At 51.4% G+C, this 1,472-nt stretch carries 2 protein-coding genes; both read right to left on the bottom strand.

The window, feature by feature from the left end:
* Nucleotides 1–213: 213 nt before the first annotated feature.
* Nucleotides 214–762, bottom strand: coding sequence for a FixH family protein (locus KEM39_RS03370; RefSeq protein WP_107863110.1), 549 nt, complete (start codon nt 760–762; stop codon nt 214–216).
* A 2-nt stretch (nt 763–764) separates the two neighbouring features.
* A partial coding sequence (locus KEM39_RS03365) for a 4Fe-4S dicluster domain-containing protein (RefSeq protein WP_300989826.1) occupies nt 765–1,472 on the bottom strand: 708 nt, incomplete at its 5' end.

Below are 1,472 nucleotides of genomic sequence, written 5' to 3'. Positions count from 1 at the left end.
TGTGAACAAAACGCCTTCTGCATTGTGTCAGGCATACAACATAAATGCCGTCTGAAGCTGTTCAGACGGCATTTTTCAGGCTGCGTTTCGGAATGGGTGTTAAAAGAGATACATTTATTTTCGTCCGATAAATCAGACCATCACGCCGAATAATCAAACAATGCCTGCCCGACATTGCATATAACAAACCAATGCAATGAAAACACGGCTTTTTTATTTGCTTCCGGCATTATTGAAAAGTTTGTCCATCGGGGTCAAATCGACCGCATTGCCTTGGCTGGTAATCCATTTGTTCTCGACGCGCCACACGCCTGCCGCGTCCTCCACGCGCACATACCAGTGGTTGGTCGGCGGAAGGGTTTTGAACACCGCCTCATATTCCGCCCTGCCGTTCTGCGCACTACCGACAGGCTTAAGGTTTACGGTTTGATCGTCCGCCTTGCGGGTCGGATGCATCAACAGCAGCTTCAACGGTTGATTTCCGTCAAATTCGCCGCTGACGAACACTTTTGCCGCATTCATATCGGGGGAAATGAGAACCTGCACCCCGATATGCCGTCTGACGGCTTCTTCATCCCGATGAAGCTGGATGTCGATATGCTTGCCGTCTTTATAATAATCGTCCGTAACCAAATCTGTCGCATGCTGCTGTGCGACAAAAAACATGGCGACGCTGGCGATGACGACAAAAATCGGCCCCGCCATCAAGACCCACGGCCAGACGTGTTTGTACCAAGGCTTGATTGGATTGTTTTGAGACACGGTTATTCTCCGATAAAGGTTGCGTCTTCTTCCAAAACAACCGGCTTGCCGTCTGATGCACCGCTTTCGCGGTATTGGAAGATAAACTCGATAGGATGACTGCCTTTGTCCGCGTATTCCGGAATGGTGGACACTTGGACGGGAAGGGTTACTGTTTCGCGCGGGGCAACCTTGATACCGCCTTCAGGCAGCCCAGTCAGGGCTATTTCGTCAAATCCTTTGACACTTGCGGTAATCAGCTGTTCTTTTTCACTGTTGTTGATAATACGCAGGCTATATGCGTTTTCCAGCCAGCCTTTGGCGTTTTCGCGCACCATTACGCCACGGTCTTTCAAAATATCGACTTCGACCATTTTGCGCGTGGACAAACCGACCAGGAAGGCGGCGATAACCACTGCCAACACCGCGCCATAACCTGCCACGCGCGGTCTGAGCAACCGTTTTTTAATGTCTTTTTCGGCATATTCGTGTTCCAGCGCGCTTTCGGTCGTATAACGGATTAATCCGCGCGGATAGCCCATTTTGTCCATAATCTCATCGCACGCGTCGATACAGGCGGCGCAGCCGATACATTGGTATTGCAGTCCGTTGCGGATATCGATGCCGACAGGGCAGACTTGGACGCACATCGCACAGTTGATGCAGTCGCCCAAACCCGCCTCTTCCTTGTTAACCGTTTTCTTGCGGGCTCCGCGCGGTTCGCCGCGTTC

The organism is Neisseria sp. Marseille-Q1983, from assembly GCF_018224585.1.
Taxonomy (GTDB): Bacteria; Pseudomonadota; Gammaproteobacteria; order Burkholderiales; family Neisseriaceae; genus Neisseria; species Neisseria polysaccharea.
The sequence above is the reverse complement of the archived record's forward strand: the minus strand, read 5'-3'. Positions and strand labels throughout refer to the sequence as shown.